The organism is Streptomyces graminofaciens, from assembly GCF_030294945.1.
GTDB classification, from domain to species: domain Bacteria; phylum Actinomycetota; class Actinomycetes; order Streptomycetales; family Streptomycetaceae; genus Streptomyces; species Streptomyces graminofaciens.
In genome coordinates this window covers 630,894-656,578 of the sequence record NZ_AP018448.1, presented here as the reverse complement: position 1 = coordinate 656,578, position 25,685 = coordinate 630,894, and the positions used below count along the sequence as shown (strand labels likewise).

General features: G+C 71.6%; 18 protein-coding genes and 2 pseudogenes. 13 read left to right on the top strand and 7 right to left on the bottom strand.

Annotation, left to right across the window (positions count from 1 at the left end):
* Positions 1–90: 90 nt before the first annotated feature.
* The gene (locus SGFS_RS02770) at positions 91–1,080 is read left to right on the top strand and encodes a TerC family protein (protein ID WP_286247325.1); all 990 of its coding nucleotides are present in this window, start codon (positions 91–93) and stop codon (positions 1,078–1,080) included.
* On the opposite strand, the gene SGFS_RS02765 is transcribed toward SGFS_RS02770, so the two are convergent.
* From SGFS_RS02765 to SGFS_RS02755, 3 genes are all read right to left on the bottom strand, one after another.
* Entirely contained in the window at positions 1,077–1,355 is a 279-nt protein-coding gene (locus SGFS_RS02765) for a DUF6210 family protein (RefSeq protein ID WP_286247323.1), read from the bottom strand. The two genes, SGFS_RS02770 and SGFS_RS02765, sit on opposite strands and share 4 nt — an antisense overlap.
* 120 nt (positions 1,356–1,475) lie before the next feature.
* Positions 1,476–2,204 carry a DUF3105 domain-containing protein gene (locus SGFS_RS02760; protein WP_286247321.1) on the bottom strand — a complete coding sequence of 243 codons (729 nt, stop codon included), beginning with the start codon at positions 2,202–2,204 and terminating at the stop codon, positions 1,476–1,478.
* Positions 2,205–2,324: 120 nt separating this feature from the next.
* On the bottom strand, positions 2,325–2,726 hold the full coding sequence (locus tag SGFS_RS02755) for a DUF6153 family protein (protein ID WP_286247320.1): 402 nt from the start codon (positions 2,724–2,726) through the stop codon (positions 2,325–2,327).
* 252 nt (positions 2,727–2,978) lie between these two features.
* Here SGFS_RS02755 and SGFS_RS02750 point away from each other — a divergent pair, with 252 nt between their 5' ends.
* From SGFS_RS02750 to SGFS_RS02705, 10 genes and pseudogenes are all read left to right on the top strand, one after another.
* Complete coding sequence (locus SGFS_RS02750; protein ID WP_286247319.1) at positions 2,979–3,788, top strand: VOC family protein; 810 nt, start codon at positions 2,979–2,981, stop codon at positions 3,786–3,788.
* A gap of 62 nt (positions 3,789–3,850) precedes the next feature.
* Positions 3,851–4,585 (top strand): ribonuclease H family protein, encoded by a 735-nt coding sequence (locus SGFS_RS02745; protein WP_286247315.1) that lies wholly within the window; start codon positions 3,851–3,853, stop codon positions 4,583–4,585.
* Between the two features lie 3 nt (positions 4,586–4,588).
* A pseudogene (locus SGFS_RS02740) lies at positions 4,589–4,926 on the top strand (aldo/keto reductase); the annotation flags it as partial.
* Positions 4,927–4,948: 22 nt separating this feature from the next.
* A pseudogene (locus SGFS_RS02735) lies at positions 4,949–5,155 on the top strand (response regulator transcription factor); the annotation flags it as partial.
* A gap of 134 nt (positions 5,156–5,289) precedes the next feature.
* Positions 5,290–6,201, top strand: a complete 912-nt coding sequence (locus tag SGFS_RS02730; RefSeq protein WP_286247313.1) for an SDR family NAD(P)-dependent oxidoreductase — start codon at positions 5,290–5,292, stop codon at positions 6,199–6,201.
* 329 nt (positions 6,202–6,530) lie between these two features.
* Positions 6,531–7,892 carry an acyltransferase gene (locus tag SGFS_RS02725; RefSeq protein ID WP_286247311.1) on the top strand — a complete coding sequence of 454 codons (1,362 nt, stop codon included), beginning with the start codon at positions 6,531–6,533 and terminating at the stop codon, positions 7,890–7,892.
* A 192-nt stretch (positions 7,893–8,084) separates the two neighbouring features.
* Positions 8,085–8,951 carry a 3-hydroxyacyl-CoA dehydrogenase family protein gene (locus SGFS_RS02720; protein ID WP_286247310.1) on the top strand — a complete coding sequence of 289 codons (867 nt, stop codon included), beginning with the start codon at positions 8,085–8,087 and terminating at the stop codon, positions 8,949–8,951.
* A complete protein-coding gene (locus SGFS_RS02715) occupies positions 8,948–9,277 on the top strand; it encodes an acyl carrier protein (protein ID WP_434026052.1) in 330 nt (109 codons plus the stop codon). The genes SGFS_RS02720 and SGFS_RS02715 overlap by 4 nt, the downstream gene beginning before the upstream one ends.
* 2 nt (positions 9,278–9,279) lie before the next feature.
* Complete coding sequence (locus SGFS_RS02710; protein ID WP_286247308.1) at positions 9,280–10,392, top strand: acyl-CoA dehydrogenase family protein; 1,113 nt, start codon at positions 9,280–9,282, stop codon at positions 10,390–10,392.
* 45 nt (positions 10,393–10,437) lie between these two features.
* Entirely contained in the window at positions 10,438–11,556 is a 1,119-nt protein-coding gene (locus SGFS_RS02705; protein ID WP_286247307.1) for an HAD-IIIC family phosphatase, read from the top strand.
* On the opposite strand, the gene SGFS_RS02700 is transcribed toward SGFS_RS02705, so the two are convergent.
* Both SGFS_RS02700 and SGFS_RS02695 read right to left on the bottom strand, forming a co-directional pair.
* On the bottom strand, positions 11,540–12,202 hold the full coding sequence (locus SGFS_RS02700; RefSeq protein WP_286247305.1) for an O-methyltransferase: 663 nt from the start codon (positions 12,200–12,202) through the stop codon (positions 11,540–11,542). The genes SGFS_RS02705 and SGFS_RS02700 overlap by 17 nt on opposite strands.
* Positions 12,203–12,270: 68 nt before the next feature.
* Positions 12,271–13,089, bottom strand: coding sequence for an AfsR/SARP family transcriptional regulator (locus tag SGFS_RS02695; RefSeq protein ID WP_286247303.1), 819 nt, complete (start codon positions 13,087–13,089; stop codon positions 12,271–12,273).
* A 351-nt stretch (positions 13,090–13,440) separates the two neighbouring features.
* Between SGFS_RS02695 and SGFS_RS02690 the strand changes: the two genes are divergently transcribed.
* Complete coding sequence (locus SGFS_RS02690; protein ID WP_286247300.1) at positions 13,441–16,344, top strand: BTAD domain-containing putative transcriptional regulator; 2,904 nt, start codon at positions 13,441–13,443, stop codon at positions 16,342–16,344.
* Here the strand turns inward: SGFS_RS02690 and SGFS_RS02685 are convergent.
* A complete protein-coding gene (locus SGFS_RS02685; protein ID WP_286247298.1) occupies positions 16,242–17,684 on the bottom strand; it encodes an acyltransferase domain-containing protein in 1,443 nt (480 codons plus the stop codon). The genes SGFS_RS02690 and SGFS_RS02685 overlap by 103 nt on opposite strands.
* Before the next feature lie 267 nt (positions 17,685–17,951).
* Between SGFS_RS02685 and SGFS_RS02680 the strand changes: the two genes are divergently transcribed.
* Positions 17,952–19,217, top strand: coding sequence for a PucR family transcriptional regulator (locus tag SGFS_RS02680; RefSeq protein WP_286247296.1), 1,266 nt, complete (start codon positions 17,952–17,954; stop codon positions 19,215–19,217).
* A gap of 67 nt (positions 19,218–19,284) precedes the next feature.
* Here SGFS_RS02680 and SGFS_RS02675 read toward each other — a convergent pair whose 3' ends face one another.
* Complete coding sequence (locus SGFS_RS02675; protein ID WP_286247295.1) at positions 19,285–25,677, bottom strand: type I polyketide synthase; 6,393 nt, start codon at positions 25,675–25,677, stop codon at positions 19,285–19,287.
* Positions 25,678–25,685: the final 8 nt, after the last annotated feature.

The window sequence follows — 25,685 nt, the reverse complement described above, 5'->3', positions numbered from 1 at the left end:
GGATTTCGGCAGTTCTTTACCCGACCCGGGTAGCGGCGCCCTGTGTGGCCGGTGAGGCTTGCGTGTGCAATGCCTGTATCCGGAGGAACAGTGAACGTCTCCCTCACCACCTGGCTGCTGACGATCGCCGCCCTGTGCGCGCTCGTGGCCGTCGACTTCTTCATCGGCCGCAAACCGCACGACGTGTCGGTCAAGGAGGCCGGCATCTGGTCGGCCGTCTGGATCGCGCTCGCGATCGCGTTCGGGCTGGTCGTGCTGGCCGTCGGCGGCGGCAAACCGGCGGGGGAGTTCTTCGCGGGCTTCATCACCGAGAAGTCGCTCAGCGTGGACAACCTCTTCGTCTTCGTGCTGATCATGGCGAAGTTCGCGGTGCCCTCGCAGTACCAGCAGCGGGTGCTGATGGTCGGCGTCCTCATGGCGCTGGTGCTCCGCGCGATCTTCATCGCGGCCGGCGCGGCGATCATCTCCAGCTTCTCCTGGGTGTTCTACCTCTTCGGCGCCTTCCTGATCTTCACCGCCTGGAAGCTCATCCAGGACGCCCGCGCCGACGGCCATGACGAGGAGTACGAGGAGAACAAGCTCCTCAAGGCGGTCGAGAAGCGCTTCGGGGTCGCCGACCGCTACCACGGTACGAAGCTGTGGATCGAGGAGAACGGCAAGCGCGTCATGACGCCGATGCTCGTCGTCATGCTGGCCATCGGTTCCACCGACGTCCTGTTCGCCCTCGACTCGATCCCCGCGATCTACGGCCTGACCCAGGACCCGTACATCGTCTTCACGGCCAACGCCTTCGCCCTCATGGGCCTCAGGCAGCTGTACTTCCTGATCGGCGGCCTGCTGAAGAAGCTGGTCCACCTCTCGTACGGCCTGTCGATCATCCTCGGCTTCATCGGCGTCAAACTCGTGCTGCACGCCCTGCACGAGTCCGGCGTCCGTGTCCCCGAGATCTCCATCCCCTTCTCCCTGGGCTTCATCGTCCTGGTCCTCGCCGTGACGACGGCGACCAGCCTGTGGGCGTCCAGGAAGCAGGCGGAGACGGAGGCTCGGCACGGCGCACCGGAGCAGGTCGAGACGCCCTAGTCGGAGTTCTCCCAGACCAGCACGCCCGGCCCGTCGGGGGTCACCACCGGCACCCACGCCTCGTCGACCTCCGACAGCAGCCCCCGCCCGAACAGGGGCAGCAGATAGCCCTCCTGCTCGTACGGGATGCAGCAGAACCCGCCGCCCTGCACCTGGTAGACCACCCCGGTGGGGGCTGCCACGATCACATACACCCACCCCTGGTCCGCGCCCGAGCCGTCCGGGTCGAGAAAGACATACCGCTTGGAGCCGACGGAGGCGTTCGTGTCAGCCATGGGTGGCATTGTCGGCGATCGCCCGCGTGATCGCCGAGGCGATTTCTCCGGATGGCAAACACACCGGACGGCAAACACAGCGGAGCGGGGCGTCCGGCCGGACGCCCCGCTCCGCTCAGGTCATGGCGTCATGCCGTTGGTGCACGCGGCACCCGGCTCCGGCGTCTGCTCGCCCTGCACATACTTGTCCAGGAACTTCGCCACCCGCGGGTCCGACGACTTGTCCACCTTCAACTGGTGCTCCCAGGCGCTCAGCACGATCGGCGACGACTGGTCCTCGTGCGGGCTCATGAAGGTGTACGACGTGTTGGTCACCCGCTCGGACAGGGCGTCGACGTCCGCCTTGGCCGCGTCGTCGTTGTACGTGATCCAGACGGCGCCGTGCTCCATCGCGTGCACCGCGTTCTCGTTCGGCACGGCCTTCGTGTAGACCTGCCGGTCGCAGTTGACCCACACCTCGTTGTGGTCGCCGCCGACAGGCGGGGTCATCTTGTAGTCGACGGTCCCGGAAACGTGCTTCTGGGTGAGGTCCGACCAGCTCTTCACGCCCTTGATCGGCGCGGCCTTGGCCGCCTCCTTGTCGTCGGCGGCGTCGATCAGATACCAGCCGCCGCCCACGAGCCCGGCGAGGATCGCGGCGGTGACGCCGAGGGTGAGCAGCCGCATCCTCCGCTCGCGGGCCTGCTCCGCCTTGCGTATCTCCTCGACGCGGGCACGGCGGGCGGCCTCCCTCGCCTTGGGGCTGTTGCTCCTGCCCTTGGCGCTGTCGGAGCCGTTGGAACCGTTCGTGGGCTTGGGGCCGTTCTTGCCCTTCGGGCCGTTGGTGGCCTTCGCTTTGGATGAACCCATGGGAATGTCCTTCTCCCCGCCCTACCCGGTCACGGGGCACGGCGGTGCTGCGAGTCGTCTTCGGTGTCCGAGAGGTGTCGTGCGTACGGCCGGCGTCTCGAGCCAGGCCAGACGCACGGCCTAGACCCGCAGCAACTGCAGTTCGTGGAGATCGGGAGGCCGGGCCCGGCCGGGCTCCCGGGACGGACCGAGCGACGCCCCGGCCTCAGAGGCCGCGTGCAGCCAGGGAATCGTGGCGCGATCCGTGCCGAGCGACGGCGTGTGGCCCAGCACGGCACGCGGATCGGGCGAATGGCAGTCGTGCCCGCCCGGGTGTTCCTCGCAGGGGTCCCGGTCCAGGTGCTGCGCCGCTGCGGCGACCGTGTGCACCAGGGACGTCCCGCCCGCGGCCCCATCGGCAGGAGGCCCACTCACGCACGACAGCACGAAGGTCGCCGACGCCACCAGCAGCACCAGCACCAGCCGCGCCCACCGGGCACGGGCGCACGGCAGCGCCGTACGACGAAACCCTGGGCCGGACATGGACACGCCTGACGAATCGAAGGGAGCGAACGGGGGTGCGAGCGTCGCTGAAATTATCAGACGCGGGCCGGTGCGGTCGTGTACTCCGCAAAGGGCAACCGCCTGGCAGGCGCCCTGTCGATCGGCATGCCCCCTTGATCCTTTCCACCCCGTTTGCCCGCGCTTCATCCTGTTCGGCGCGCGCCCGGCATCGCTCCTCACTAGCGTGTGAGCCGGGGAAACCACCCGTCCGAACCGAGGAGAGTGGCAGTCATGGCCGCACATCCCGAGGGAACGCCCTGCTGGGCCGACGCGATGTTCAGCGACCTCGAGGGGGCGAAGAGCTTCTACGGCGACGTCCTGGGCTGGACGTTCGGCGAGGCGTCCTCCGAGTACGGCAACTACACACAGGCCTACTCCGACGGCAAGGCGGTCGCCGCCGTCGTCCCGCCGATGCCCGGCCAGGAGGGCCAGTCCGCATGGTGCCTGTACCTGGCCTCGCCCGACGTCGAGGCCACCGCCGCGAAGATCCGTGACAACGGCGGTGAAGTGCTGATGGAGCCCATGCAGGTGGGCGACTTCGGCTCCATGCTGCTGGCCCGCGACCCCAGCGGCGTCGTCTTCGGCGTCTGGCAGGCCGGCGTCCACGAGGGCTTCGAGGCGATCGGCGTGCCCGGCGCGTACGCCTGGGCCGAGATCTTCACCCGCGAACCCGAGAAGTCCGACACGTTCTTCCCGGCCGTCTTCCCGTACGGGGCCAAGCAGATGCAGGACCCCGGGAACCCCGGCATGGACTTCCGCCTCTTCGACCTCGGGGACCGCCCGCTGCTCGGACGGATGAAGATGACGGCCGAGGACTTCCCGCCCGAGATCCCGTCGTACGTCAACGTCTACTTCGCGGTCGACAACTGCGACGACGCGGTCGCCAAGGCCACCAAGCTCGGCGGCATCCTGCGCTTCGGCCCCATGGACACACCGTTCGGCCGCTTCGCGGCGCTCAGCGACCCGCAGGGCGCGTCGTTCTCCGTCATCGACCTCTCGACCACGGAGGGCGAGATGCCGACGACGACGGACGTCGCCTGAGGGTGCTTCCCGGAGTACGCGGGGCGCGAGACCTCGAATCGGTTCCGCGCCCCGCGCGTGGCATGATCGGGCGCATGCTGGAACGCGTTGTGGCCGCCTGTGACGGGGCCTCGAAGGGAAATCCGGGACCCGCGGGCTGGGCCTGGGTGGTCGCCGAAGACGACGAGACCCCCTCCCGCTGGGAGGCCGGCCCGCTGGGCAGGGCCACCAACAACATCGCCGAACTCACCGCCCTGGAGAAGTTGCTCGCGGCCACCGACCCGGACGTACCGATCGAGATCCGCATGGACTCGCAGTACGCGATGAAGGCCGTCACCACCTGGCTGCCGGGCTGGAAGCGCAACGGCTGGCGCACGGCCGCGGGCAAGCCGGTCGCCAACCAGGAACTCGTCGTACGCATCGACGAGTTGCTCACCGGCCGCGAGGTCGAGTTCCGTTACGTCCCCGCCCACCAGGTCGACGGCGACCGCCTCAACGACTTCGCCGACCGCGCCGCCAGCCAGGCCGCCGTCGTCCAGGAGCCCGCGGGCAGCGACCTCGGCTCCCCGGAACCGCCACCCGCCCCCGACGTCGTACCCGCGGCCCGCCGCACCGCCGCGAAGAGGCCGGGGAAGTCGGCAGGCTCCGGAAAGCCGGGCGGCGGCCGCGCCGGAAGCGGCTCGTCCCGCACCATCAAGGCCAAGTTCCCCGGCCGTTGCGTGTGCGGCCGCCCGTACGCCGCGGGGGAGCCCATCGCCAAGAACGACCAGGGCTGGGGCCACCCGGACTGCCGCACGGCAGCGGCCGGAACGGCGTAGGCCCTCACCGAGCTCGGCTTCGGGGCCTCCGTCATCGGCGACCTCTACCGCGTCACGTCGGCTGACGACGCGACAGCCGCCGTCTACGCGGCCTGGGAAGCCGGCGTACGGTATTTCGACACCGCACCGCACTACGGCCTCGGCCTCTCCGAGCGGCGCCTGGGGCCGCTCTGCGGGACCGGCCCCGCGAGGAGTACGTCGTCTCCTCCAGGGTGGGCCGGATGCTCGTGCCCAACGAGGAGCCGCGCGGCGTCGACACCGAGGGCTTCGTCGTACGGGACGACCTGCGCAGGCAGTGGGACTTCAGCCGGGACGGCGTGCTGCGCTCCATCGAGGACACTGATCGTCTCGCCGCCGGCCGGCCTCGCCTCCCTCACCGGCCGGGAGCGCGACGTCCTCGTCCTCGTGGCGGAGGGTCGGTCGAACCAGCAGATCGCCGACGAGCTGGTGATCAGCGAGCGCACCGCCCGCACCCACGTCAGCAACGTCCTGCGCAAGCTTCGGCTCACCTCGCGCACCCAGGCTGCCCTGTTCGCCGTACGGCAGGGGCTCGTCCCGCCGTCGGGCTGACCGCGACGGATGTCCCGGACGGACCGCGACGCAGGTCCGCCCCGGGTGCCGTCATCGGCCTGATCCTCGCGGGCCCGTCGCCTTCCTAGGCTCGGAGTGTCGCGGTGTACGGCTCTTCAGCTCAGGAGGACATCATGCTCGACGGCCGAGTCGCCATTGTCACGGGTGCGGGACGGGGCCTGGGAAGGTCCTACGCCCGCGCGCTGGCGGCGGCGGGTGCCGCCGTCGTCGTCAACGATCTGGACGCCGACGTGGCCGAGGACACGGTCGAGGCGATCACCGGTGCGGGCGGCGCCGCCGTCGCGCAGGTCGGCGCGGTCGGCGGGTCGGAGTTCGCCGACGCGCTGGTCCGGCGCGCGGTCGACGAGTTCGGGCGGCTCGACGTGATGATCACCAACGCAGGGGCGCTGCGGGACAGGACCCTGCGCAACACCACCGACGAGGACTTCGACGCCGTCGTCAACAGTCATCTGCGCGGCACCTTCACCTGCGGCCGGGCCGCGGCGGCCCGCTTCCGTGAGCAGGGCGAGGGCGGCCGGCTGATCCTCGTGGGGTCTCCCGCGGGGCAGCGCGCCAGCTTCGGGCAGACCGCGTACTCGGCCTCCAAGGGCGCGATCGTCGCGATGGCGCGTACCTGGGCGGTCGAGCTCGCGAAGATCGACGTCACGGTGAACGCCGTCGTGCCCACCGCGCTGACCCGCATGGTCGCGACCATGCCCGGTCTCGGCGAGCTGGTCGCGAAGGTGGACGCCGGGCAGCCCGTACCGGAGGCCGCCCGGCGCCAGGGACTGGGCTCCCCGGACGACGTGGCACCGGTCGTCGTGTACCTGGCGTCGAAGGAGTCGGCCCACGTCACCGGGCAGGCCATCGCGGCCGGCGGAGACCGGATCGCCTTGTGGACGCATCCCGGCGAGGTCGACGAACGGTTCCGGCCGGGCGGGTGGACCGCCGAGTCGGTCGGTGACCTCTTCGGCGGAGCCTATGCCGACCGGCTGCAGGAGTTCCGGCCCGCGCCACTCGACCTTGAAGTGATCAAGGACGTATGACGGAGACCGCGTCCGCGCGGGCCGACGGATGACGGGGCGCTCGGCGGACCCGGAAACGGGCGGCCTTGTGCCGCGGCGTCGCCGGCACCGGTTGTTCACCAGCGGCCCGCGTGCCGGCCTGGCCTGCCGCTGCCGTGTGCTGCCCGTGTCCGGTACACCGGGGTGGCTGGGCGTGTTGGGCTTGCCGGAGGCCCTCGGTCCTTGGGTCGGGAGCGCATGGACGCGCCGCTGTTTGTGACCGGGGAGCGATTAAGTGGCGCATGCGGTGTGTGTACTTGAGTCAGGCAACGGTTTCGGACGGCGTGCGACAGAGAAGGGCCCGGCCTCATATGAGTGGTTCTCCCAGACCTGATGGATCCGGCACCTACACCGGCGCGGTCCGTGCCGGGCACGCGTCAGGGAAGGTCGTGCGCTGCGCGCTGGCCGATCTGCGCGTCGTCGAATCCTCGGTCTCCGTGCTCTTCTACTTCGACCGGGCCCTGGACGAGGCCCCCCTGCGCGAGGGCCTCGCCCGCGCGCTCGCCCATGTGCCGGCCTTCGCCGGCCGACTGCGACGACGGGACGACGCGCTGGAGATCGTCTGCGACGACTCCGGTGCCACGATGACGACCGCCGACTCCGGCCTCGATCTCGCCCAGGCGGTCGCCGAGGCGGCGGTGGCGGAGACCGATCTGGTCGAGCGCATGGATCCCTCGGCGGCCTGGTCGGGCGGGGACCCCCTGCTGAAGGTGCGGCTCACCCGCCTCTCCGACGGAGGCACCGCGCTGGGCTGCACCTGGCACCACGCGGTCGGCGACATTCGGAGCCTCATGACGCTGATGCGGGCCTGGTCGGCGTCGGTCGAGGGGAGCACACCGCCCGAGGCGCTCGTCGTCGAGGACCGTGAGGGCTATCTCGACGACGTGCTTCCCCCGACCGGCTCCCGGCAGCCCGGCTACCGGCTGCTGCCGCCCGCGGACGTCGAGCAGCAGTGGGCCGCTGCCTATCGCGCCCTCCAGGAGTCACGCAACCTGCAGATCTACTTCTCCCACGCCGAAGTCAGCAGGCTGCGGCGGCGGTTGAGCGACGCGGCGGGGCGTGAGCTGTCGCTCACCAATGTGCTGCACGCCCACCTCATCGACGTGCTCCGCCGGTTCCACGACGAGCCGCACCCCGATCAGCTGCTGATGCCCGTCGACGTACGACACCGGCTGGGGCTGCCGAGCGGTGTCGTCGGCAATCTGACCGGAGACATGTTCGTGCCCTGTCCCCCGGACAGGGCACCCGAGGCCGTCGCGGCCGACATCCGCGCCGCGCTCGACGACTTCGTGGGCTCCCATCTGAACCTGCGCGCGCTCCACGACTTCCTCGTCGAGCACCGGACGCGGATGAAGGAATGCCTCCAGGTCGGGCTCGAGCTGCTGCCCCGGCAGAAGTACGCGGTCGTCAACTCCTGGACCGGCGCCGGTCTGTACGACATCTCCTTCGGGACGCACCGCCCCGTCTGCGTGAGCCAGTCCTCGCTCCCGTTCCCCTGGATGGTCCTCGTGACCGAGGGGTTCGACCGGACCGGATACCTCTGCACGGTCGGGGTCGCTGCCGACGTCGCCGAGCGGCTGGCGAGCGAGGACGGGCGGGCGGCGTTGCACCGCTTCCGGGAACCCGGCGACGTCCTGCCGGACCTCGCCGGTGCGGTGGCGAACCTGCTGTGACGACAGGGCTGCCCTCAGGGGCCGGCAGGGGGTCTTGGGCCGACCGCTCAGAGTTGCCGCCCCGCTTTGTGACTCCGTCACGAACGGCCGGGCCGGAGGGGCGGGTTCACTGAGGACCGGAGCCCGCCGCGGCGGGCGTACGGGCGATGCAGGTGCAGGCGCAGGTCGGAACACGGACGGCTTGGTGGTGAAGTGGGCACAGACACGCGGACGCACCGGCTGGGCATCCTGGGCGCGGGCGTCATGGGAACGGGCATCGCGGCGCTCGCGATCGGTCACGGGGTGCCCGTGATCCTCACGGACCCCGACCCCGGGGCGCTGGCACGCGCGGAGGCGGCCGTCACCCATCAGGTGCGGCACGCCCGTCTCGTCGCGGCGCTGCCCGCCGGGGTCCTCCCGGGCGAGCTGTCCCTCGGCGTCTCCCCGGAGGACCTCTCGGGCGCCACGGCCGTCGTCGAGGCCGTCACCGAGGACTTCGACGCCAAGGCGAAGGCCCTGACCGCGGCCGCCGCGGCGGCCGGTGACGGCACACCGCTGCTGTCCAACACCTCCGGGATCCCCATCGACGAACTCGCCGACACCCTGCCGCGCCCGGGGGACCTCATCGGTACGCACTTCATGAACCCCGCGTACCTCATCGCGATGGTCGAGGTGGTCGAGGGGCCGCGCACGGCCGACACCACCATGGCGGCCACCGAGCAGCTGCTCACCCGGCTTGCCCGGCGGCCCGTCGTCGTACGCGACGCGCCCGGGTTCGTGACGAGCAGACTCCTGCATCCGATGATCAACGACGCGATCCGGCTGGTCGCCGAGGGCACCGCGTCGGCCGAGGCCGTCGACCTGCTGATGGAGGGCTGCCTCGGCCTGCCGACCGGCCCCTTGCGCACCGCCGACCTGATCGGCCTCGACAACCTCGCCGACGCCCTCACCGCCCTGCACCGGCGCACCGGCGACGAACGCGCCGAGCCCTGCGCCCTGCTGCTGGAGAAGGTGCGCGCCGGCGACCTCGGACGCAAGACCGGCCGGGGGTTCCACGACTACGGAAGGCACGCGAAGTGAGCGACCACCCGGAGACAACCGCCCCGGCGGACGAGGAAACCGCGCTGGAAACCGATGGAACCGGCTCGGCGGCCGAGGCGGAGATCTCCGCCTCCCTGACCCGGTACCTCCACGACCGGCTCAAGACCCCGGTGGACCCCGCCGACGACCTGTTCGCCCTGGGCCTCGCCAACTCGATGTTCGCCATGGAACTCGTCGTCCATCTAGAGCAGACGTTCGGCGTGATGATCGAGGGCCAGGACCTCAAGCTCGACAACTTCCGCAGCGCCCGGTCCATGGCGGGGCTCGTCGCCCGGCTCCGCGCGGCTGCCGTCGGCGGTGCCTGAGCATGGGCCGGGCCGTCACCGCGGACGCCGGTGCACGGGAACTGATCGCCCGGCTCGTCGGTGACCGGCCCGGAGCCTGGGACCTCGCGGGCGAGATCCCGTCGGCGGTGCTGCGGGAACTGGGCCGGGAGGGCCTGCTGTGCGCCCAGGTCCCCAAGTCCTGCGCCGGACTCGGGTACGGCAGCGAGCGGAACGGCGAACTCACCGCGTACGTCGGCAGTCTGTGCAGTTCGCTGCGGAGTGTCATGACCTCCCAGGGCATGGCCGCGTGGACGATCCAGCGGCTCGCCGACGCCGGACAGCGCGAGGCCCTTCTGCCACGGCTGACCGGCGGACAGCTTGCCGCGGTCGCCTTCAGCGAGCCGGAGGCGGGCAGCGACCTCTCCGCGATCCGCACCGAGATCGTTCCCAACGGGGACACGGTCGTTGTCGACGGGCACAAGGTCTGGGCGACCGCCGCCACCTACGCCGACCTGATCCTGGTCTTCGGCCGGTACGGCGACGGTGCCGGCGTCGTCGCCGTACCGGCCGATACCCCGGGCGTACGCGTCGAGAAGGTCGCCGACCCGCTCGGCTGCCGGGCCGCCGGTCACGCCTCGGTCCGCCTGGACTCCGTACGACTGCCGAGGTCGACGCTGCTCGGCGGGGGCGGACAGCCGCTGCCGCTGCTGGTCACGACGGCGCTCGCGTACGGCCGGATGTCCGTGGCGTGGGGATGCGTCGGCATCCTGCGCGCCTGCCTGGACGCGGTCGGCGCGCACGCACGCACCCGACGCCAGTCCGGCCGCCCGCTCGGCGGGCATCAGCTCGTCGTCCGGCATCTGGCCGAACTGCTGGCCGCCGAACAGATCGCGACCCGCGTCAGTGAGCACGCCAGCCGCTGCTGGGACACCGGGAGCCCCGAACAGGTCACCGCGACTGTCCTGGCCAAGCACGTCAGCGCCGGACACGCCGTGAAGGGCGCGGCCACGGCCGTGCAGGTTCTCGCCTCGGCCGGGACGACGGACGGCCATGTGGTGGCGCGCGCGTACCGCGACGCGAAGCTGATGGAGATCATCGAGGGCAGTAGCGAGATCTGCCAGCTGATTCTCGGACAGCACGCCCTGACTCGGTGACACACCCGCAGACCCGGAAGGGAAGCCGTGCGAGGGGAGAGTGGAATGTTCGGTGACACGCCGCCGTTCGTGAAGTGTCTGGTGTGGGACCTCGACAACACCCTGTGGCGGGGCACGCTGCTGGAGGACGAGCGGGTCCGGCTCGACGACGACGTACGCGAGGTCGTGGTGCGGCTCGACGCGCGCGGCATCCTGCAGTCCGTCGCCAGCAAGAACGACCACGACCTCGCCTGGCGACGGCTGGAGGAACTCGGCGTCGCCGACTACTTCGTCGTACCGATGATCGGCTGGGGCCCGAAGTCGGAGTCGATCCGACGCATCGCCGAGGAACTCTCCTTTGCCCACGACACCCTGGCGTTCGTCGACGACCAGCCCGCCGAGCGCGCCGAGGTGGCCTTCCGTCTGCCCGAGGTCCGCTGCTACTCCCACGACCAGGTGCGCACGCTCGCGGATCTGCCGGAGTTCACCCCCACCCGTACGACCGGCGACGCCCGCAACCGCCGCGCCATGTACCGGGCGGGCTTCCGCCGCAGGTCCGCGCAGGACGAGTTCGAGGGCGCGGACATCGACTTCCTGCGCACCCTCGGCATGCAGCTGAACATCGGCCACGCCACGGACGAGGACATCTCCCGCGTCGAGGAACTCACGCTGCGGACCAGCCAGATGAACGCGACGGGCGTGCACTACCCGGACCATGTGCTGCGCGGGCTCGTCGACGATCCCCGGCACGCCGTCCTCGTCGCCACCCTCACCGACCGCTTCGGGACGCACGGCGCGATCGGCGTGGTGCTCGTGCGGCTGGAAGCCGAGGTGTGGCATCTCAAGCTGCTGGCCACGTCCTGCCGGGTGGTGTCGTTCGGTATCGGCGGCGCGATCCTCAACTGGCTGATCGGTCAGGCCCACGAGGCCGGAGCGCACCTGGTCGCCGACTTCCGTCGCACGGACCGCAACCGGATGATGGACATCACCTACCGGCTGGCGGGCTTCGCCGAGGACGGCTGCCCCTGCGCGCGGCAGCCGGCAGCGGGCGCGGAGCCGGACGGGGTCGTCGGGCTCCATCTCGTCCCGGACGCGAGGACGGTCCCGGACACGATCGCGCTCACCGCGCCCACCCTCGCCGGGACCGGCCCCGCCGGGAACCGATCGGCTACCGCTTGCGAGTGAGCGTGACGCCGTCCGCCATCGGTAGCAGCGAGATCTCGACCCGGTCGTCCTCCCGCAGGAACGCGTTGAGTTCACGCACCGCCACGGTGTCCTCCTCCTGGTCGGCCGGGTCGATCACCCGGCCGAAGTAGACGGTGTTGTCGAGGACGGCCAGCCCGCCGGGCCGCAGCAGCCGGAGAGCGTGCTCGTAGTACCGGCGGTAGCCGGCCTTGTCGGCGTCCACGAACACCAGGTCCACCGACTCCTCGCCGTACTCCTCCAGCAGCGACTTCAGCGTGGTGTCGGCGTCGCCGATCCGTACGTCGATGAGGTCGCCGACCCCCGCCCGGTCCCAGTACGGGGCGGCGAACCGCGGCCACTTGGGGTTGATGTCACAGGTGACGATCCGCCCGCCCGCAGGGAGCGCACGGGCCATGCACAGGGTGGCGTAGCCGGTGAACGTGCCGACCTCCACGACGGTCCTGGCCCGCGTCAACCCGACGAGGAGGCCGAGCAGTTGGCCCTCCTCGGCCATGACCTGCATGGCCTTCCCCATGGGAAGTTCCCCGGTGTTCGATCGCAGCTCGGCGAGCACGTCGTCGTCGCGGAGGGACACCTGGCGGATGTAGGACAGCAGGTCCTCGGAGAACGCGGTCTGGTCTGCCATGCGTCGGCTCCTTTGTGGTGGGAGGACTCCCGAGTCGGGGGGATTCACGGGGTGGGAGACGGGGAGGATCAACGGCTCGCCGGGACGCCGTGGGCGGCGGGGACGGGGGCGGGCTCCCAGTCGAGGGACGGCTCCTGGCCCAGGATGCGCCGGTGGAGGTCGCTCAGCTCCCGGCTCGGCTCGCGGCCGAGACGCCGGACGAGCGCGACGCGGGAACGGCGGTAGACGGCCAGGGCGTCGAGCTGCCGCCCGCACCGGTACAGGGCGAGCATGCACTGGCCGATCAGACGTTCCCGGGTGGCCCGCTTCCCGGTCGGCTCGGTCAGCGACTCCAGGGCGCCGACGACGTCACGGTGTCTGCCGCAGGACAGCGCGACATCGAAGAGGTCCTCCAACGCCGTCTGACGCCGGGCCTCCAGGGTGCGTAACTCGGGCCAGGAGATGCCCGTTTCGGTGAGGTCCTCCAGCACCGGCCCCGTGGACAGGGCCAGCGCCGCCGAGAGGGAACGGGCCGCCGCCGGCGCCGCCCCGGCGAGGTACGCCTCCCGCGTCTGACGCACCAGGGTGAAGAAGCGCGTGGAGTCGAGGCGTTCGGCGTCTACGCGCAGGGTGTAGCCGCCGTCGCCGGTGACCAGTTCCAGCCCGGCGTCGGAGGCGGACGCGTCGGTCAGCAGGCCGCGAAGCCTGGCCACGGCCTTGTGCACCATCCTTCTGGCCGTGACGGGAGGGTCGTTCCGCCACAGCGTGGCCACCAGTCTGTCGGTGGTCACGACACGATTGGCCTGGACGAGCAGCATCCCGAGGGCCGCACGCTGATGAGTCCCGTCAACGGCGAGGGGGGTGTTGTCGGCGACTACTCTCAGCGGGCCGATCACGAAAAAGTACATGCCTTGTTCTTTCGGTCCGGGACATGGCTCTACGGAATCCCGATCGGCTTCTCCGCGGTTCTCCGCGGTTTCCGTAGGTTTCTCCTCGTGTTTCTCCCTGTGCGGCGAGGCGTGTGCGGTTGTCGGAGATCGTACGGCCCCGCCGACGCCCGCGGGCGGGCTCGAATTACCTAGGTCGAGTAGTCCTGGGTCCGGTTTGGAGTCCTTTGGTGTGCCGTATCCGCGGCGATGGGTATCTTTATCCATGTCGCAGCCTGCGAATCCGTGGGCGGGAGGGCGGGTTCGGTGGAGTTCCAGATTCTGGGTCCGCTTCGGGTTCTCGGGGAAAAGGGCGAGGTTCCGATTCCCGGAGTGCAATGTCGTGCCGTACTCGGGTATCTGCTGTTGCACCCGAACAAGGTCGTGTCCACCAGCGCCCTGACCGCCGCGCTGTGGAACGGACAGGAGCCCGCCTCCGCCCGAAAGGTTCTGCACAATTCCGTGATGCGGGTGCGCAAGGCACTGTCCGCGTTTTCCCCGCAACGGCAGGGAACGACCGTGGAACTGCTGACGCGGGCACCCGGCTATCTCCTGAGCGTGGGAGAGGAGTCCATCGATGTGTCGCGGTTCGGATCGCTCGTCGGACGCGGCCGCGCCCTGACGGCCGAAGGGGCGCTGAACAGGGCCGCGGCGTCCTTCCGGGAGGCACTGGACCTGCGCCGGGGACCGGTCCTGGACGACCTGGCCGAGGCCGGTCTCTCCTGGCCCGAGCGCACCGCCGTGGAGAACGCCTGCCTGGACGCCTTCGAGGACTACGCCGAGGTGGAGTTGAGGAGCGGCCGGCCCGAGGGGGTCCTGGGCGGCCTCCAGATAGTGGCCGCCGCCGAACCCCAGCGGGAACGGCTGCTGGGCCTGTGCATGACGGCGCTGTTTCGGTGCGGCCGGCAGACGGAGGCCCTGCGGATGTACGAACGCAGATGCGCAGCCCTGCAGCAGTCGTTCGGCGTCGAACCCGGCCGCACACTGCAACGGCTCTACCACGCGATCCGCACCCACGACCCCGCCCTGCTGCTGCCCGCCTCCGGGGCGGGATGGTGCCCGTCCGACGCCGTACCGTCCCCGATCGCTGTGTCCCACCGGACCGCGCAGTCGGCCCCCGACCCCAGCACTGCGACGCCCCTCGCCCCCGGCCACGGCTCGGTGACGACGGAGCGCAGACAGGTCACCGTGCTCCAGGTGCGCGCCGACTGGGGGAGCCCCGACCTCGACGAAGCCCCGGAGGCCATGGCGGGACGGCTGGCGCGGATGCACGCCGCGATCCAGAGTGAGACCGGCCGCTTCGGCGGAACGGTCCTGACCCGGATGGGAGCGCACTGGCTCGTCGCCTTCGGCGCCGCCCCCTGCCACAGCGACGACCCGTACCGCGCGGTCCTCTGCGCCCTCGCCGTACGTGCCCGGTTCACCCACGGCGACGCCGGCGCGACGGACCCGTACTCCATGGACGACGGCGGGGTGCGGGTCGCTGTCGCCTCAGGGCTCGCCCTGGTCCGCACCGGCTCCGACGGCGGCCCGCCGGACGTCACCGGAGCGGTCGTCGAGACATGTGCCCGGCTGTTGCCGTTCGTCGGGCGGAACACCGTCTGGGTCTGTGACAGGACCCGGCGGGCCACCGAGGCGAACGTCGTCCACCGGCGTGCGCAGGTCCAGAGCGTGGCCTGGGAGGCGATCGGCGTCCAGCACGACGGCCACGACCTCACCGCCCCGGAACGCATGGTCGGCCACCACTCCAAGCGTCCGCTGCTGAACGCGGCGGTCGAGCGCTTCCTCGGCGGAACCGGCTCCCACGTCCTCACTCTGACCGGGATCCCCGGCGTGGGCAGGGCGCAGCTCGTCGCGGAGCTCCGGCGGACGATCCGGCGACACCACACCGCCCGCACACCGTCGCCGCCTGTCGTACGACTGCCCGCCGTGCTGGACGACCGGTCCCTCGCGCTCGCTCTGCGGGAGTGCTGCGGCATCGACGCCCAGGCCTCCCAGGGCACGGCCCAGGAGGAACTGGCCGACACGGTCCAGCGCACGGCGTGCACGCCCGAGGAGGCGGACCGGATCCGTGCGGCACTCCGTCCCCTGCTGGAGAGCACGCCGGGCAGCCGCTGCGGCACCGGGGACCGGGCGCAGGCCCTGCTGACATTGCTGGAGCGCCTGGCCCGGACGCGTCGGCTTGCCCTGGTCGTCGACGACGTGGAGTTCGCCGACCCCCGCGTCCTGGACCTCGTCGACCGGCTGACGGTACCGTCGTACGGCGCCTCGGCGCTCGTGGTCGCCGACGCGTGCTCCGGGGCGTGGGAGTCGCTGCCGGACCGGTTCCGGACGCGGGGTACGACGGTGACCGTGCCGCCCCTCGCGGACGGGCACATGGAGGCGCTGCTCGACCGGCTGCTCGGCGAGGCCAACCTGGTCCCGTTTCGGCCCTGGAAGCCCCGCGCCCAGGCGGAACTCCTCGCCGGACTGCGCCGGGTGCTCGTCACGGCGTGCGAGGGCAGCCCACGGATCGCCCACGAGTACGTGGAGCTGATCCGGGACGGCGTCCGGTCCGGCTGGGAGAGCCCGGAGGACGACATCCACGCCGAACGCCTCACTCGCGCCGTGCCCGACACTCTTCGATGGCGTTCCGAGGCTGCCTTGGACCGGCTGCCCGCCGCACTGCGCCTCACCCTCCAGGACGCCGCGACCGTCGACGACGCGGTCTGGGCCGACGCGGTCGCGGCTGCCGGCGGCCGGGACCCGGGCGAGGTCCGCGCCGAACTCGACACCCTGGTCCGCCGCGGCTTCCTCTCCGTCCCGGACACCCGCATACCGTGCGGTCATAAGCACTACGTCTTCCGTGACGCCGTGGACCGGCATGTGGCGCACGCGCGCATCCCGCTGCCCGACCTCGCCGAGAAGAGCGCCAACCTCACCCTGTGGATCGCAGAACAGGCGCCGCAGCAGCGGGCCGAGTTCCTCCGGCACTGTGCCTGGAGCAGCGGGGGGCTCATCCCCGCGCCCCGAGACGGCGCCCGGAACGAGGACACGGAGGCCGCGCTGCGCGGTCGCCGGGCACTCGCCACCCTGCCCCGCTGGACCCCGCGGACGCTGCTCCCGCTGGTCGAGGGCCTGAGAGCGCTGCTGCTCTACGACCCCGGGGCCGACACGGCGTATCCGTCCCTGACTGTCGTTCCCTGCCCCGCGTCCGGGTGGAGGAGCCGCCAGTCCACCGGCAGCCCGTGCACATAGGCCTCGCCGAGCGCGCCGACGAAGCGCCGCATGCCGCCCTCGTCACGGCGCAGGCCGGCGAGGAACTCGGCCCGGGCCCTGGCCCGTTCGGCGATCTCCTGGAGCCCGACGGTGAGCACCGGCTGCGGGCCGCACTCGACGAAGATGTCGTGGCCGTCGCCGATGAGGGCCTCGGCGGTCTCCTGGAAGCGGACCGGCTCCCGGAGGTTGCGGTACCAGTAGTCCCCGCCGAGCGCTGACGCCTCGACCCGTCCGGCGGTGACGCTGGAGTAGAAGGCGATGCCCGTGCCACGGGGCCTGACCGATTCCGAGTCGTGGGGCCTGACCGACTCCGGGTCATGGGGGTGGACCGATTCCGAGTCGTGGGGGCGGACCGACTCCGGGTCATGGGGGCGGACCGACTCCGACAGCCGCAGCACCTCGTCCCGGATCGCCTCCACGTGGCCGGAGTGGGCCGCGAAGTCCACTCCGGGCAACCGCCAGCGCAGCATGCGCGCAGCCGACAGCTCCGCCTCGAACTCGCTGAGGGCGTCCAGATCCCCGGAGACGGTCAGCGCGGCCGGGCCGTTGACCGCGGCCACCCACAGCCGCCCCTCCCGACCCGCCAGCATCGCCCGCACCTGCGCGTCCGGCGCCAGTACGGTCACCATGCCGCCCTTGCTGCGGATCGCGTGCAGGGCCCGGCTGCGCAGGGCGACGAGCCGTGCCGCGTCGTCCAGCGACAGCGCCCCCGCCACGTACGCGGCCGCGATCTCACCCTGGGAATGGCCGACCACAGCGTCCGGGACGACCCCGAACGAACGCCACAGAGCCGCCAGCGACACCATCGTCGCGAACAGCGCCGGCTGGACGACGTCGACCCGGTCCAGTGGTGGGGCGCCGTCGGCACCGGTCAACACCTCCTCCAGCGACCAGTCGACGTACGGGGCCAACGCTCGCTCGCAGGCGCGGACGGAGGCGGCGAACACCGGTGCCGTACGCAGCAGTTCCGAAGCCATTCCGGGCCACTCGGTGCCCTGGCCGGGGAAGACGAACACCACCCGGCGGCCCGTCCCGCCCGCCCCGGTGAGGAGTTGGGGCGCGTCCCTGCCTTCGGCGAGCGCGTCCAGCCCCGCCAACAGTCCCTCCCGGGTGTCGTCCACGACGACGGCACGCTCCCCGAAGGCCGTACCGCCGGCGACGAGCCGCGCGCCGATCTCCGTCACCGCCGTCGTGGTGTCCGCCCGCGCCTGCCTGCTCAACCTGGCCGCGCGGGACCGCAGTCCGTCACTCGTTCTCGCCGACAGCACCCAGGCCACCGGTACTGCGGCGGGGTCCCGGCTCCCATCCTCATGGCCCACGAGGACTCCGTTTCGTCGAAGTTCTGCCGAAGCCTATGCGGCATGACGCAACCCGCCGCTCACGAAAGGGTAATTGCGGTACGAGAGGCCGTTGTACCGCGTGATTACCGACGATTCCCCGGCCTTCGATCGACGAGTGCTAGCGTCGGAATCGCTGCATTGTCATAAGGGTCAAATAGAACCTCTGGGTGGACGTGCAATTTGATAGAGCTACTCGAACCCGTTGATGAGGAAATAATCGGTCAATCTGCGGTCGGCGAGGAGTTGTTGGAGCAGGCCATTTCCACGGTCGGCCCCGCGGCCGTCGGCTGGGCCCTGGAGAAGAGCCGGGTTCTGGCCGAGCGGATCGGTGGGAAAAATGATCTCGCCAGACCGGGCTCGCTCTTCGAAGACCGGTTGTTCCAGGCAGTCTCCCTGTGGGCACTGCTCCGGATGGGCGGGGTGCGTTCCCTGCCGAACGCCCTCAAGGACGACATGGGCCACACGATCCGCAGCAGCGTGGAAGCCGGTATGAACGCCGACCCGCTGCTGCGCTGTGTACGCGTCATCCACGCCGAGCTCATCCAGGAACTGTTCGGCTTCTGTTCCGCCGCCCTCCCTGTGGCCGAGCGCCCGGCGGCGATGCAGCGACTCTCGGGAGAGCTCTTCGACGGCATGGAGCAACTGGCCCTGTTCGTCGGCGACGACTTCGCCGCACGCCGCTCCCGCTGGCTCGCCGGTTTCGCCCGGGGCCGGGTCACCCTGGTCAACGCGATCCTCGACGGCCGCCCCGTCGACCTGGGCAACACCGCACAGCGCCTCGGCTACGACCTGACCCTGCACCACATCGCCCTCATCGTCGCCTGCGACGAGCACATGCCCGACCGCGCCGGCGAACTGAAGAGCACGGCCCTGCGTCTGCTGGAGGCCGCGGGCTGCTCCTCCACCCTCCTGCTGCCCGTCGGCTCAGGTCGGCTGTGGGCCTGGGGAGGCCGCAGCACCGCCCGGCCCACCGCGCTCCGGCGCATCGAGGAACTGCCGGAGACACCCGCCCACATCCGCGTCGCCTCCGGACTGCCCGGCGACGGCATCGCCGGCTTCCGCCAGTCCCACCTCCAGGCCGTCGCCTCCGAACGCCTCGAAACGGTCGGCGAGAACCGGCCCGTCGGCGTCCGCGACTACGGCGCGCTGGAACTCCTCCTGCTGCTCGGCAACGACATGGGAGCGGCGGCGGACTTCGTCGTCCGTGAACTCGGCCCGCTCGCTGCCGCCGACAAGCCCACGGCCGCGCTGCGGGAGACGGTGCTCTGCTACCTGGAACAGGAACGCAGCGTGGCCGCGACGGCCGAACTCCTCTACGTCGCCAAGAACACCGTCCTGTACCGCGTCAAGAAGGCCGAACAACTCCTCGGCCAGTCCCTGCGCGAACTGGGCGAGGACCGGCTCCGCCTGCACAGCGCGCTCTATCTGGCCCGCAAACTCGGGCCGACCGTCCTGGCCCACACCGACCGGGACACCCCACCGACACCCGCGACACGCCGCTGGACCGCGTGACTCCCGCACTTCGGCATGGTGGAGCCCACTGCCTCGTACGAGGCAGTGGGCTCCACCATGCCGTCCCTCACCGCGACCGAGGCGGGAAATAGCCTGAGTCGGTGAAGAACTCCGCGTACCGGTCGACGAGTTCCGCGTCGATCACGGGGCAGGTGACACCGGACCCGGTGAGCGCCCGCTCCGTGTCATCGAGGTCGAGGGGGAGGTACGTCGCGTCGCCGAGCCGCATCAGGATGCCGAAGATGTCGATCAACGGGAAGAGGACGTTGTCCCGGTCGGCCCGGACTGCCGCCTCGAAGTCCGGCCACTCCACGTCCGCCAGCACATGGCCGGCTGCCCGCAGCCGTTCCACCAGCTCTCGGAACGCCACCGGCCGCCGGTTCTGGAGATGGAAGGTACGACCGGCCGCCTCCTCGCTCCGCGAGAGCGCGACGATCGCGCCACTGACGTAGTCCACCGGGACCATCCCGAACAGCGCGTCGGCATCGGCGGGCAACCCCCCGGCCTGCAGACAGCCCTTGAGGCTCAGCCACACGAAGTCCTGGGTCTGGCAGGCACCGCCACGCTGGTCGCCGCACACCGTGTCGGCCCGATAGACCGTTACCGACAGCCCTCGATCCCGGGCGATGTCGATGATCCGCTCCGCCACGAACTTGCTCTGCGGATACCCGTTCGCCAGCACGGCTGCCGGGCCGCCCGGCTCCTCGGGCCGGGGCCTGCGCCCGTCCACCGCGGCCCGGCTGAAGACACCGGCCGTCGAGACATGGTGCACCGGCACCGTACGGTGCAGCGCGGCCAGCCGCAGCACCTCCTGCGTGCCGGTGACATTGGCGGCCTTCAACGCCGGGTACGGCTGCAGCCAGCTGACGTCGGCCGCCGCGTGGTAGATCACGTCGACCGTACGGGCCAGCGCCCCGAACCGCTCCGGCTCCAGCCCGAGCAGAGGACGGGTGAGGTCGCCCACGACGACGGCGACCCGCCCCTGGTCCACCTCGTCGTCGAGCCGGAACCAGGCCAGCGCGGCACGCAGGCGCCGCCGGGCCGCCGTCTCGTCCTCGGCACGGACCAGACAGTGCACCGTCGCGTCCGTCGACCGCAGCAGGTCCCGGAGCAGGAAGGCACCGACGAACCCCGTCGCGCCGGTCAGGAAGATCTCGCCGGGTTCGGCGGCGACCGGGGGCGCATCGGCGGCGGGCGCGCTGGCAGGGACGGGCACGATGTCGGGGGCGAGCCACACCTCCGCCGCGAAGTCCACCTGGGCCGCCTCTGCCACCTCGGCCGCCGCGTCCTCCGTGTCGCCGAGGAGCACGGGGCGCAGGAATTCCACCAGCCCGGCGAGATCCCCTTGATCGAACACCAGAGTGGGCGGTAGACGCAGGCCCGTCGCCGCGACCAGCCGGTTGCGCAGCTCCACGGCGGTGAGCGAGTCGAACCCCAGCTCCGTGAACGGCTGCCCGGGGTCGAGCCGCGTCGGGTCGGGATGGCCGAGCACGGTCGCCGCCTCGCCCCGGACCAGGGCGAAGAGAGTGTGCTGGGCCTCGTCGGGGGCGAGAGCGGCCAGCCGCGCGGCCAGGTCCGGTTCCGCCGCCGCCGTGCGGGAGGCCCTGCGGCAGACCGGGACCAGAGCCCGGAACAGCGGAGGCAGATCACCGTCCGCCGCGAGCCTGCGCAGAGCCTGCCGCTCCAACTTGACCGTGACCGGGGCCGGGTCGTCCCCGCGCAGACACACGTCGAACAGCTCCATTCCCTCCTCGGGCGTCAGCGGGGCCCCGCCGCCGCGCGCGATGCGCCGCGCACCGGTCTCGTCCAGCCCGCCCGCCATACCGCCCTCCCACATGCCCCACACCATCGTGGTCGCCGGCAGCCCGCGGGCCCGGCGGTGATGCGCGAGCGCGTCGAGGAACGAGTTCGCGGCGGCGTAGTTGCCCTGCCCCGCCGCGCCCAGCGCCCCGCCCAGCGAGGAGAACAGCACGAAGGCGTCGAGCCGGAGGCCCGAGGTCAGCTCGTGCAGATGCCAGGCGGCGTCCGCCTTGGGGGCGAGCACCGCCGCCATGCGCTCCGGCGTCAGGGCGGTCACGACACCGTCGTCGAGCACACCCGCCGTGTGGACGACAGCGGTCAACGGCGCGTCGTCCGGGACGCTGCTCAGCAGGGCGGCGAGGGCCGCGCGATCGGCCACGTCACACGCCTCCACCCGCACCCGGGCGCCCAGCGCGACGAGTTCGTCCCGCAGCTCCCGCGCACCCGGCGCGTCCGTCCCCCTCCGGCCGACCAGCAGCAGATTGCGGATGCCGTGCCGGTCGACGAGATGCCGCGCCACCAGCCGGCCGAGCGTGCCGGTGCCCCCGGTGATCAGTACGGTGCCTTCGGGGTCGAGCGGGGCTTCGGTCCTGGCGACAGGGCGGCTGCGGATGAGGCGCGGTGCGTGGAACCGACCGTGTCGGAGGGCCAGTCGGGGTTCGCCGGAGGCGAGTGCGACGGGCAGTGACTTCGTCGTGCCGGGGGCCGCCTGAGCCGCAGCGGCGTCCACGTCCACGACGACGATGCGGCCCGGGTTCTCCGACTGGGCGGAGTGCAGCAGACCGGACACCGCGGCGGCGGCCGGGTCGGACAAGGTGTCGTCCGGGAGGGCGGCCACCGCTCCGCTGGTCAGGACCACCAACCCGGTGTCGTCCAGAGCGGGTTCGCTCAGCCACGACTGGAGCACGGCCAGCGTCCGTGTGGACAGGGCGTGCGTGGCGGCCACGACCGCAGACGCGGCGGCGGCGCTGCTCTCGTACGGTGCCGACACCGCACTTCCCGTGAGGTCCAGCAGCAGTCGGGCAGGTGCCGCGGCGGCGCGAGCGAGGCGGGTGACGTCCTCGGCGTCGTACACCTCGGTCGCCTCCCACTCCTCACACGCGGCCGGTACGCCGACCTCCACCCAGTGGAGCCGGTGGGGCAGCACCCGGGCTGCGGGCGGTGCGGGCCGGTGCGGGGCCAGCACGACCTCGTCGACGGCGGCGACGGGAGCCCCGGTCGCGTCGGCCGCTTGGACCGAAACCCGCGAAGGTCCCTGGGGCACCAGCCGTACCCGCAACCGCCCGGCCCCGACGGCGAACAGCCGGACCCCCGCCCAGCGCAGCGGCAGCACCTCGTCGTCATCGGCCGTGCTCTCGGACTCGAGGACGCGCAGGGCGGTGCCGAGCAGGGACGGGTGCAGCCGGTAGCGGTCGTCGTACCGCTCCTCGGGCAGGGCGACCTCGACGAAGCACTCCTCACCGAGCGTCCACGCCCCGGCGATGTCCTCACCCTCGGTCTCCAGGGCTGTCGCACCCTTCGGCGGCCACACCCCGAAGTCGAAACCCGCGTCGGTGGTCGTGGTCCTGAGGGTGCCGACGGCGTGGCGGGTCCACTCGGCGCCGGGTTCGGCGTCGGCGGGCCGGGAGTGGACGGCGAGGGTTGCGCCGCCCGTGTCCGTGGGCTGTACCGTCACCCGCAGCTGCACGCCCCCGGGTTCGGGTACCGACAGCGGCGCCTCCACGGTGAGTTCGCCGACCTCGGTGCAGCCGGACTCCTCGGCCGCGAGGAGGGCCAGTTCCAGCAGGGCCCCGGTGCCGTCGGCCACCGGCCTGGTCAGCCGGGACGTCAGCAGCACTCCGGTCCCGGGCACCTCGGCGCTCGCGTCCAGCAGCGGGTGGTCCACCGGGACGAACCCCAGCTCGCCCGGGTGGGTCCGCCGCCCCGGCGTGAGCCAGTACGGCTCACGCTGGAACGGGTAGGTCGGAAGATCGGTCCGCCGGGCGCCGCTGTTCGCGAACACCCCGGTCCAGTCGACACCGGCGCCCAGCACATGGGCGCGGGTGAGCCCTTCGAGCAGGGCCTCGGCCTCCGGGCGGCCGTGCCGCTGGAGGGCGACGAAACCGGCGTCCACGCAGGTCTCGCCCAGCGCCGTCAGCACACCGTCCGGCCCGACCTCGACGAACCGTGTGACGCCCCGGCCGTGCAGCAGACGGACCTGGTCGGCGAACCTCACCGGGCGGCGCACCTGCGCGACCCAGTGGTCCGGCGAGGAGAGTTCGTCACCCGGGGTCGCCGTGGCCACCGTGGGCGCCGTGAATCTCAGCCCGCGCACGACCGCCGCGAACTCGTCGAGCATCGGTTCCATCAGCGGCGAGTGGAAGGCATGGCTCACCTTCAGCCGCCGCACCTCGTGACCGAGGCCGGACAGCGTGCCGGCGAGCGCGGCCGTGGGCTCTTCGGCCCCGGAGACGACAACCGACTCGGGGCCGTTGACGGCGGCAAGCGCCACCTCACTCTCCAGACCCGCCAGCAGCGGCAGTACGACCTCCTCGCCCGCCCGTACCGCGAACATCGCCCCTGAGGGCAACGCCTGCATCAGCCGCGCCCGCGCGGCGACCAGTCGGCATGCGTCCGGCAGGGACAGCACCCCGGCCACATGCGCCACCGTCACCTCGCCGATGGAGTGCCCGGCCAGCTGGTCCGGGACGACACCCCAGGAGGCGAGCAGCCGGAACAGAGCGACCTCGAAGGCGAACAGCGCGGGCTGTGTCCACTCGGTGCGATCCAGTCCCTCTCCGTCGAACACCACCGGCCGTAGCGGCCCGGCCAGCATCCCGTCGAACTCCGCGCACACGGCGTCGAACTCCGTCGCGAAGACGGGGAACGAGTCATACAACTCCCGTCCCATGCCCGGCCGTTGAGCCCCCTGCCCGGTGAACAGGAACGCCGTCTCGCCGCCCCTCGCCGTACCGCGCAATGTTCCCGCGCCGTGGCCGTCCTCGGCCAGTGCGCGCAGCCCGTCGACGAGTCCGTCGACACCGTCGGCGAGTACGGCGGCCCGCTGCTCGAAGGCGGTGCGTCCCGTCGCCAGCGAGTACGCCACGTCGTGCGCGTGCACGTCCCGCCGGTCGGGCTCCGCCACGGACAACAGCTGCCGGGCCTGCTCGCGCAGTGCCTGGGGGGTACGCGCGGACAACAGCCACGGGACGAGGGGGAGCGGCCGGGTGGGGGAGCCCGTGCCGGGCTCCCGTTCGGGTGCCGTATCCGGCTCCTGTCCGGCCGCGGGCTCCTCGGGTGCCTGTTCGAGGACGAGGTGCGCGTTGGTGCCGCTGACCCCGAACCCCGACACGGCCGCCCGCCGTGGCCCGCCCGTCTCCGGCCAGGGCACCGCTTCCGCCAGAAGTTCCACCGTCCCGGACGACCAGTCCACCTCGGGGGTGGGCTCCGACACATGCAGGGTGCGTGGCATGACGCCGTGCCTCAGGGCCATCACCGTCTTGATGACACCGGCCATGCCCGCGGCCGCCTGGGCGTGGCCGATGTTCGACTTCACGCTGCCCAGCCTCAACGGCCGCCTGGGGACCCGGTCCTGGCCGTACGTGGCGAGCAGTGCACGCGCCTCGATGGGGTCGCCCAGGGGCGTCCCCGTACCGTGCGCCTCGACGAGGTCGACGTCCGAGGCCTTGAGACCGGCGTCGGCCAACGCCTGGCGGATCACCCGCTGCTGGGCCAGGCCGTTGGGCGCGGTGAGCCCGTTGGAGGCGCCGTCCTGGTTCAGCGCGGAGCCACGGATCACCGCCAGCACCGGATGGCCGCGCCGCCGGGCCTCCGAGAGCCGCTCCAGGAGGATCACACCCGCGCCCTCCGCGAAACCCATGCCGTCGGCTTGGGCGGAGAACGCCTTGCAGCGGCCGTCCGGCGACAGCCCGCGCTGCCTGCTGAACTCGGCGAAGAAGTCCAGGGCGGGCAGCACCATCGCCCCTCCGGCCAGCGCCAGTGAGCACTCGCCCCGGTGCAGCGCCTGCGCGGCGAGATGCATGGCGACCAGAGAGGACGAGCAGGCGGTGTCCACGCTGATCGCCGGGCCTTCGAGACCGAGGACGTACGACAGACGGCCCGACGCCACGCTGGTCGTCGTACCGGTCATCAGATAACCCTCGGTGCCCTGCACGGACGGGTCGGCCTGCGACCCCCACCCGTTGGTGATGACCCCGCAGAACACCCCGGTGTCACTGCCGCGCAGCGAACGCGGGTCGACGCCCGCGCGTTCGATCGCCTCCCAGCCGCACTCCAGCAGCAGCCGGTGCTGTGGATCCATCGCCAGGGCCTCGCGCGGTGAGATGCCGAAGAACGCGGCGTCGAAGCCCTTGGCGTCAGAGAGGAAGCCGCCGCCCCGGTTGTAGAAGGTGCCGGGCCGCTCTGGATCGGGGTCGTACCCGCCCGCCACGTCCCAGCCGCGGTCCTTCGGGAACTCGCCGACCGCGTCGACGCCGTCGACGACGAGCTGCCACAGCTCCTCGGGTGAGGCGACACCTCCCGGGAAACGGCAGGCCATCGCGACGATCGCGATCGGCTCCCGCTCGCGCGACTCCAGTTCGTCGATCCGAGTGCGGGCCCGGTGCAGATCGGCGGTGACCCACTTGAGGTAGTCGAGGAGTTTGTCCTGCCTGTCGTCCATGCGGAACC

Bases quoted from the DNA above. Each gene is read 5' to 3' on its own strand.
- SGFS_RS02765 (WP_286247323.1), bottom strand. From the start codon at position 1,355: ATGGCTGACACGAACGCCTCCGTCGGCTCCAAGCGGTATGTCTTTCTC.
- SGFS_RS02760 (WP_286247321.1), bottom strand. From the start codon at position 2,204: ATGGGTTCATCCAAAGCGAAGGCCACCAACGGCCCGAAGGGCAAGAAC.
- SGFS_RS02755 (WP_286247320.1), bottom strand. From the start codon at position 2,726: ATGTCCGGCCCAGGGTTTCGTCGTACGGCGCTGCCGTGCGCCCGTGCC.
- SGFS_RS02750 (WP_286247319.1), top strand. From the start codon at position 2,979: ATGGCCGCACATCCCGAGGGAACGCCCTGCTGGGCCGACGCGATGTTC.
- SGFS_RS02745 (WP_286247315.1), top strand. From the start codon at position 3,851: ATGATCGGGCGCATGCTGGAACGCGTTGTGGCCGCCTGTGACGGGGCC.
- SGFS_RS02730 (WP_286247313.1), top strand. From the start codon at position 5,290: ATGCTCGACGGCCGAGTCGCCATTGTCACGGGTGCGGGACGGGGCCTG.
- SGFS_RS02725 (WP_286247311.1), top strand. From the start codon at position 6,531: ATGAGTGGTTCTCCCAGACCTGATGGATCCGGCACCTACACCGGCGCG.
- SGFS_RS02710 (WP_286247308.1), top strand. From the start codon at position 9,280: ATGGGCCGGGCCGTCACCGCGGACGCCGGTGCACGGGAACTGATCGCC.
- SGFS_RS02705 (WP_286247307.1), top strand. From the start codon at position 10,438: ATGTTCGGTGACACGCCGCCGTTCGTGAAGTGTCTGGTGTGGGACCTC.
- SGFS_RS02700 (WP_286247305.1), bottom strand. From the start codon at position 12,202: ATGGCAGACCAGACCGCGTTCTCCGAGGACCTGCTGTCCTACATCCGC.
- SGFS_RS02695 (WP_286247303.1), bottom strand. From the start codon at position 13,089: ATGTACTTTTTCGTGATCGGCCCGCTGAGAGTAGTCGCCGACAACACC.
- SGFS_RS02675 (WP_286247295.1), bottom strand. From the start codon at position 25,677: ATGGACGACAGGCAGGACAAACTCCTCGACTACCTCAAGTGGGTCACC.